Raw genomic sequence first — 6,551 nt, 5'->3', positions numbered from 1 at the left:
TGATATTCAAGAAATTATCAACCACAAAGCCCTCACTTAGATTATACTTCTAAATGAGGGCTTTTGTCTTTATTTTCGTGTTTCTGTGGGTGACGGCTATGTCGTCATGGCTGTCTGTCCCAGCCTCTTTCTGTTGTTAATAATTCAAAAACTGCTCGATTTCCTGCCTTTCAATCTGTTTGCCATGCTGGCAGACTGAGCAGGCGAGGTAGATTTTTTTGCCATAAGGAAGGATTGGAATCTAGTAAAGAATAAACTTCCGACCAGTTTCAACAATGTCGCAAGGCGCAGCATTGTTACAGTTTGTGCACTCAATTTTGCTTTGAGTCTAGCCCAAGTTTTTCTGATAACCTTTATATCCCCAGACAATCATCTTGATTTCCCTTCTTTATTCGTTGGGTAGCAAGCTTATTTGCTGAAGTCATAGTCCTTGATAATCTCGATTTTTTCAATCTTGATGTCGTCTTTGGGCTTGTCGCTGCTGTCTGTTTCTGCAGCAGCAATTTTATCTACCACATCCATGCCTTCAATCACTTGCCCAAAGACAGTATATCCACCATCAAGACTTGGATTTCCACCGTTTTTGTAAGCTTCAATGATTTTAGCTGGAAATGTATCTGTAGGTAATTGGTTGGATAAATCTTTCTTACTTTGGTTGATGAAAAATTGACTGCCGTTCGTGTCTTTTCCGGCATTGGCCATGGCTAATGCACCACGCAAGTTGTAGAGATAAGGGGAGTATTCGTTTTTGAAGCCGTTTCCTGAGTCAATGGCAGTATCTTTTCCTTTCCAAATGGATTCGCCGCCTGTGCCATTTCCTTTTGGATCACCTGCCTGAATCATGAAATCATTGATAACGCGGTGAAAAATGATGCCATTATAATAACCTTCCTTAGCATGTGTCAGAAAATTTTCGACAGCTAGAGGAGCGTATGTTGGAAAAAGCTTGAGTCGGATGTCTCCTTGAGTAGTAGTGATTTTGACCTCGGCTTCGTCTTCGGTAACTTCTGTAGATAGCTGTGGGAAGTTGGCATTTTCGTTGGTCATAGCATCCTTGTATTGCTCGCGGAGCTTCTGAGTCTCAGCATCTTCAGAGCTGGTATTGGTAGCAGAAGATTGATTAATATTGCTGGAGGACTGGGTGTTGGACTCTTCTTTGGCGGAGCAGCCTGCCAGAGCAAGAGTGGATAAAAGACTGAAAAGAATAATTTTTTTCATAAGGAACCTTTCTGAGCATAAGTTTATAAATTATTGATATTTTACTATAAGTGGTTTAGTTTTTCAAACTTTCCTGTGTCAGAAATTCCAAGAGCAGGGATTTGAGACTTTCTGGGCGCAGATTGTGGCTGTCAATATCTCGCAAGCTGACCCATTCGGGCTGGTAAATATTTTGGAGACTACTTCGCTGGACTTCTTCGCCCTGCATGAGAGGAGTGTCAGCTGTACTTAAGTCGGTGTAAAAATAATGCTCCTCTCTGCCCTGATTATTAAAGGAAAAAGCTGTGCATAGCTGGTCAGCAGAAAAGCTAAGATTGACTTCTTCTTTTATTTCCCGCAGAGCGGCTTGTAATGGACTTTCTTCAAACTCGATAGTTCCCCCAGGAATCACGAAATACTCTTGTCCATCCTTCCAACGGTGAATCAGTAAAATCTTGTCCAACAAAGGATTGTAAATAATGACACCTGCTCGCATCCTTTTTCTCCTTTTCAATGGTTTTCTTCTACTTAGTCTAGCAAAAATAGCCAAGAATTGCGAATCTGAACCTATGAAAATATTTTCTTGAAATTCTGCTTACGAGAAAAAAATATTTATGTTAGAATGATTTTTCTTAAACAAGAAATGGAGTGCTTATGCCTAGAGATTTTAAGGATACCATGTTTTTCACGCTGTTCATGTGTAGTCTGATGGTCCTGGGGATGTCTGTTTGGAACCTCTATTTGCTGGAACATTTCTTTTTGGGAAATTTAGCCGCTGGCTTTTTATCAGGTTTTATAACTGATTTTTTATTAGATGTTCTTTTAAGTAGGACCTTTGGTCAAAGGACTAGCATTTCGCTTTTTGAAAGATTATCACAAGCGCTGGCAAAAGATTGCGGTCATATCTGGGGGTATGGTGCTAGCAATGGTATCATTGATGTCTATTTATGGTCTGCTTTTTAATGGTGAAGTCTTGTCAATGGAAAGCTATTTGGGAGCTTGGGGAACAAATTTTGTAATGGCTGTTCCCCTCAACTTTCTGCTGGTTGGTCCCTTCTCTCGTTTTATAATAGGGCGTATCCAGAAACCTTTCCCATGCGAGGAAAAGCTCGAAGACTTTGAAGACGACGATGAACTTCCGACGATTATTTAAGGAAAAATTGTGGTAAAATAATGTGAGAATCATTCGTTTAGTTTGATAAAAATTTGTAGTCCGTCTGAAGGAGGCTTGATTATGGCAAGACGATTAACAAGAAATGCCAATGATAAAATCATTGCAGGGGTGTGCTCCGGCTTAGCTCGTTATTTTAATATAGATCCAGTCATCATCCGTGTTATCTGGGGAGTTTCTTTTTTCGCTTATGGGATTGGACTTCTTCCCTACCTCATTTTCTGGGTGATTCTGCCAGAAGAATAAGTCCAAAGCTAGTTGCAAAATGCAGCTGCTTTTCTTTTTAAATAAATATATTTCCAAAAATGAAATTAAGGGTACTTAACTGTTGACAGTCCTTCTAAATAGGAGTATAGTAAGAGTGTAAATCGGTAGGTGAGGCTACCATAAGGATACGGATGACTACCGCAAAGCAGTGGAGACACTACTCGTTGGTCAACAGTCCTGATCGCCAAGGTCAAGACTAAGTTCATTACATCGCCTTATGGAGTTAAAGCTTGAACGGTCAATGCTTGCTTTATGTGTGTTTAAAACAATGAAGCGAATAACCTGACATGCAAACACCCCTGCCGATATTGGCAGGGTCTTCTTTTTTGCTGAAAGTAGTTTAAGTAAGTAAATAGTTGATTCCCTACAAATCAAGAATAAAAGAAAGGAGAAGCACGATGCAAATTGACGATCATCCGGAACCGCACATACACAGCCAATCGCTGATTTGTGTCGTTCTGTCCTCATAAAGTGATTGGTCTCTGTGTATGAAAATTATCAATCATACATAAAGGAGAAACCAATGAAAACAGTAAAAGAAAGATTAGTTGCAGCTTTGCAGCTTCCTGTAAAAGAGACTTTAGCATTCTACAATAGTGCCTTTCGAGGCCTGACAGAAGAGCAGGTCGAAGAAAATCGGGACCTCTATGGGGAAAATATCATCACGAAGGGGCAAGAAGACTCCATTTTTAAGAAGATTTACGAGTCTATTATTAACCCCTTTACGGTTATTTTGCTAGTGATTGCTCTGGTGTCCTTAGTGACAAATGTCTGGCTGGCCAAGCCCGGTGAGGAAGACCCGACGACTTCCATCATTATTGTCGTTTTGGTGCTGATTTCCGGAGGCATTCGTTTTGTTCAGGAATTGCGGAGCGACCGTGCTGCCAGCAATCTGTCTCGGCTGATTGTCAACACAGCTACGGTTATCCGAGAAGGAGCAGAGCAGGAACTTCCGATTGATGAGCTTGTTGTAGGAGACATCATCAAGCTTAGTGCTGGAGACATGATTCCCGCAGATGTCTTGCTGCTGGATTCCCGCGATTTCTTTGTACAACAGTCTGGCCTAACAGGGGAAAGTGACGCAGTAGAAAAGCTCTGTTTGAACAAGGCGGATGGGCAAAATTTCGATAGCCTTTTAGAAACAGAGTCGCTGGCCTTTATGGGAACCAACGTTATTTCCGGGAGAGCTACAGCTCTGGTGCTGGTGGTTGGTGACGAGACCATGATGGGAGCCATTGAGCAGACGCTTAATACCTACGATGAGCCGACCTCTTTTGAGCGCGAGATGAATAGTATTTCTTGGCTCTTGATTCGTTTGATGCTGGTCATGGTGCCAGTTGTCTTCTTCATCAACGGTCTGACAGATGGCGACTGGTTGGAAGCAGGTGTCTTTGCCCTCAGCGTTGGAGTTGGACTGACGCCAGAAATGCTGCCGATGATTATCACGGCGAGCTTAGCTAAAGGATCCATTATCATGGCTCAGGAAAAGGTCGTGATAAAAAAACTGAATGCTATTCAAGACCTAGGAGCTATTGATATCCTCTGTACGGATAAGACGGGGACACTGACTCAAGACGAGATTGTCTTGGAATACCCACTAGATATTCATGGTGATTTAGACTTGGCAGTGCTCCGTCGTGCCTTTCTCAATTCCTATTATCAAACGGGCCTTAAAAATCTCATGGATCGGGCTATTATCAACCGAACGGAGAAAGAAGCGGAGAAGCATGAGCTTGTTCGTGATTTAGACCAAACCTTTAAGAAAATTGATGAACTGCCCTTTGACTTTGAGCGTCGTCGCATGAGTGTCATTGTCAAGGATGATGAAAATATCATCAGCATGGTGACCAAAGGCGCCTTGGAGGAAATGCTGGCCATCTCTAGCTATGTAGAATACAAGAATCGCATTACGGAACTGACTGAAGAGATTCGTCAGGAAATCCTTGCAGAAGTGGCTCAACTCAATGAGCAAGGCCTGCGCGTGCTTGGTGTTAGCTACAAGTCAGACTTAGAAGAAGATTACGCCTTTAAAGTTGAGGATGAGTCTGATATGATTTTGACGGGCTATCTAGCCTTTCTGGATCCGCCTAAGCCATCTGCGGCTCCAGCCATTGAAACCTTGGCTGAGTACGGAGTTGCCACTAAGATTTTGACGGGTGATAATGAGAAGGTTACTCAGGCAGTCTGTGAAAAGGTTGGCCTTGATGTAGAAAATATCTTGCTAGGTGTAGAGGTAGATGCCTTATCTGATGAGGAATTGAGCCAAGCAGTAGAAAGTACAACGGTCTTTGCTAAGCTCTCGCCTGACCAAAAAGCGAGGATCATCCTTCAGCTCAAGGCCAATGGCCATAAGGTTGGCTACATGGGCGATGGCATCAATGATGCGCCTTCTATGAAAGTAGCAGATGTGGGTATTTCTGTTGATACGGCTGTCGATATTGCTAAGGAAACGGCTGATGTTATTCTGTTAGACAAGGACCTCATGGTTCTGGAGAAAGGGTTGGTAGAGGGACGCAAAGTCTATGCTAATATGACCAAGTATATCAAGATGACGGTCAGTTCCAATTTTGGGAATATCTTTTCTCTTCTCTTTGCCAGTATTTTTCTGCCTTTTCTGCCTATGGCACCAGTTCATTTGATTGTCCTCAATCTGGTTTATGACTTGTCTTGTATAGCTCTGCCATTTGATAATGTAGATAGTGATTTTCTTAAGAAGCCTCATATTTGGTCAGCTAGCTCCATCACCCGTTTTATGGCTTGGATCGGGCCTATCTCATCCGTTTTTGATGTTTTAACCTATCTGGTGCTTTACTTTATTATTGTGCCTATGCTGACCGGTGGAAATTATCAAGCTGGTACTGAACAGGCAGCGATCTTTATCACTCTTTTCCAAACCGGGTGGTTTATTGAGTCTATGTGGACCCAGACCATGGTTATCTACATGCTGCGTTCGCCTAAGCTGCCTTTTGTGCAAAGTCGTCCTGCTTTGTCCCTTATTGTGACGACCATGGCGGCTGCGCTCTTTGTCACTTCCTTACCATACAGCCTCTTTGCGTCTGTCCTGAAGACAGCTCCGCTGAATGGCACATATTTCCTTTTCCTCTTCTTGATAATTGTGCTTTATATGTTTAGCGTAACCTTTGTTAAACATTTCTATATCAAGCGCTACAGAGAATGGCTGTAAAGCAAATAAAATCTTTAAGAAGGTTTGCTTATGGCAAGCCTTTTCAATATTTTTTTGATATAATAAGACGAATAAATTGAAAGAAGGAACTCCAATCATGGGAAAACTTGAAGTTATCGCTCATCCACTTATTCAGCATAAATTGTCTATCTTGCGTCGTACAGATACCTCTACTAAAGCATTTCGTGAATTAGTAGATGAAATCGCAATGCTGATGGGATACGAAGTGTTGCGCGATTTACCACTTGAAGATGTAGAAATTGAAACACCAATTACGAAAACCGTTCAAAAGCAGATTGCAGGGAAAAAATTGGCCATCGTACCAATCTTGCGCGCAGGTATTGGCATGGTGGATGGCCTTCTGAGTTTGGTTCCAGCAGCTAAAGTTGGTCACATTGGAATGTACCGTGATGAAGAAACCTTGAAGCCGGTTGAATATCTGGTGAAGCTGCCAGAAGATATTGACCAACGTCAGATTTTCGTTGTAGATCCAATGCTAGCTACTGGTGGTTCTGCTATTTTGGCAGTGGATTCTCTGAAGAAACGTGGTGCTAGCAATATTACATTTGTCTGCTTGGTGTCTGCTCCAGAAGGTATCAAAGCTTTGCAGGAAGCTCATCCAGATGTGGATATTTTCACAGCAGCGCTGGATGACCATCTCAATGAACACGGCTATATCGTACCAGGACTGGGAGATGCGGGAGATCGTCTTTTTGGAACCAAGTAAAAGTT

Annotated in this window: 7 protein-coding genes, 1 pseudogene and 1 riboswitch; of the genes and pseudogenes, 5 read left to right on the top strand and 3 right to left on the bottom strand. The window is 42.3% G+C overall.

Going from position 1 to position 6,551, the window contains the following annotated elements; all coding sequences use genetic code 11:
* Nucleotides 1-136: 136 nt before the first annotated feature.
* From AC5FEC_RS09130 to AC5FEC_RS09120, 3 genes and pseudogenes are all read right to left on the bottom strand, one after another.
* Nucleotides 137-316 (bottom strand): annotated as a pseudogene (locus tag AC5FEC_RS09130) (zinc-ribbon domain-containing protein).
* A gap of 92 nt (nucleotides 317-408) precedes the next feature.
* Nucleotides 409-1,218, bottom strand: coding sequence for a peptidylprolyl isomerase (locus tag AC5FEC_RS09125; RefSeq protein WP_493661984.1), 810 nt, complete (start codon nucleotides 1,216-1,218; stop codon nucleotides 409-411).
* A 55-nt stretch (nucleotides 1,219-1,273) separates the two neighbouring features.
* Nucleotides 1,274-1,693 (bottom strand): NUDIX hydrolase, encoded by a 420-nt coding sequence (locus tag AC5FEC_RS09120; protein WP_493661983.1) that lies wholly within the window; start codon nucleotides 1,691-1,693, stop codon nucleotides 1,274-1,276.
* 158 nt (nucleotides 1,694-1,851) lie between these two features.
* Between AC5FEC_RS09120 and AC5FEC_RS09115 the strand changes: the two genes are divergently transcribed.
* The 5 genes from AC5FEC_RS09115 to upp all read left to right on the top strand — a co-directional run bounded on the left by AC5FEC_RS09115 (nucleotide 1,852) and on the right by upp (nucleotide 6,546).
* Nucleotides 1,852-2,160: a hypothetical protein gene (locus AC5FEC_RS09115; protein ID WP_493661982.1), complete on the top strand. Its 309-nt coding sequence runs from the start codon at nucleotides 1,852-1,854 to the stop codon at nucleotides 2,158-2,160.
* Nucleotides 2,135-2,350, top strand: coding sequence for a DUF2798 domain-containing protein (locus AC5FEC_RS09110; RefSeq protein WP_493661981.1), 216 nt, complete (start codon nucleotides 2,135-2,137; stop codon nucleotides 2,348-2,350). The genes AC5FEC_RS09115 and AC5FEC_RS09110 overlap by 26 nt, the downstream gene beginning before the upstream one ends.
* An 81-nt stretch (nucleotides 2,351-2,431) precedes the next feature.
* Nucleotides 2,432-2,614 (top strand): PspC domain-containing protein, encoded by a 183-nt coding sequence (locus tag AC5FEC_RS09105; protein WP_304949040.1) that lies wholly within the window; start codon nucleotides 2,432-2,434, stop codon nucleotides 2,612-2,614.
* Nucleotides 2,615-2,728: 114 nt separating this feature from the next.
* Nucleotides 2,729-2,881: riboswitch (M-box (ykoK) riboswitch) on the top strand.
* Between the two features lie 277 nt (nucleotides 2,882-3,158).
* Nucleotides 3,159-5,819, top strand: coding sequence for a magnesium-translocating P-type ATPase (gene mgtA / locus AC5FEC_RS09100; RefSeq protein ID WP_493661980.1), 2,661 nt, complete (start codon nucleotides 3,159-3,161; stop codon nucleotides 5,817-5,819).
* A gap of 97 nt (nucleotides 5,820-5,916) precedes the next feature.
* Nucleotides 5,917-6,546, top strand: a complete 630-nt coding sequence (upp, locus tag AC5FEC_RS09095; RefSeq protein ID WP_217472667.1) for a uracil phosphoribosyltransferase — start codon at nucleotides 5,917-5,919, stop codon at nucleotides 6,544-6,546.
* The last annotated feature ends 5 nt before the right edge of the window (nucleotides 6,547-6,551 follow it).

Source organism: Streptococcus sp. STC1396 (assembly GCF_058933875.1).
The sequence above is the reverse complement of the archived record's forward strand: the minus strand, read 5'-3'. Positions and strand labels throughout refer to the sequence as shown.

What these genes read in the sequence shown, in the direction of transcription:
- AC5FEC_RS09125 (WP_493661984.1), bottom strand. Translation starts at nt 1,218, where the DNA reads ATGAAAAAAATTATTCTTTTCAGTCTTTTATCCACTCTTGCTCTGGCA.
- AC5FEC_RS09120 (WP_493661983.1), bottom strand. Translation starts at nt 1,693, where the DNA reads ATGCGAGCAGGTGTCATTATTTACAATCCTTTGTTGGACAAGATTTTA.
- AC5FEC_RS09115 (WP_493661982.1), top strand. Translation starts at nt 1,852, where the DNA reads ATGCCTAGAGATTTTAAGGATACCATGTTTTTCACGCTGTTCATGTGT.
- AC5FEC_RS09110 (WP_493661981.1), top strand. Translation starts at nt 2,135, where the DNA reads ATGTCTATTTATGGTCTGCTTTTTAATGGTGAAGTCTTGTCAATGGAA.
- AC5FEC_RS09105 (WP_304949040.1), top strand. Translation starts at nt 2,432, where the DNA reads ATGGCAAGACGATTAACAAGAAATGCCAATGATAAAATCATTGCAGGG.
- mgtA (WP_493661980.1), top strand. Translation starts at nt 3,159, where the DNA reads ATGAAAACAGTAAAAGAAAGATTAGTTGCAGCTTTGCAGCTTCCTGTA.
- upp (WP_217472667.1), top strand. Translation starts at nt 5,917, where the DNA reads ATGGGAAAACTTGAAGTTATCGCTCATCCACTTATTCAGCATAAATTG.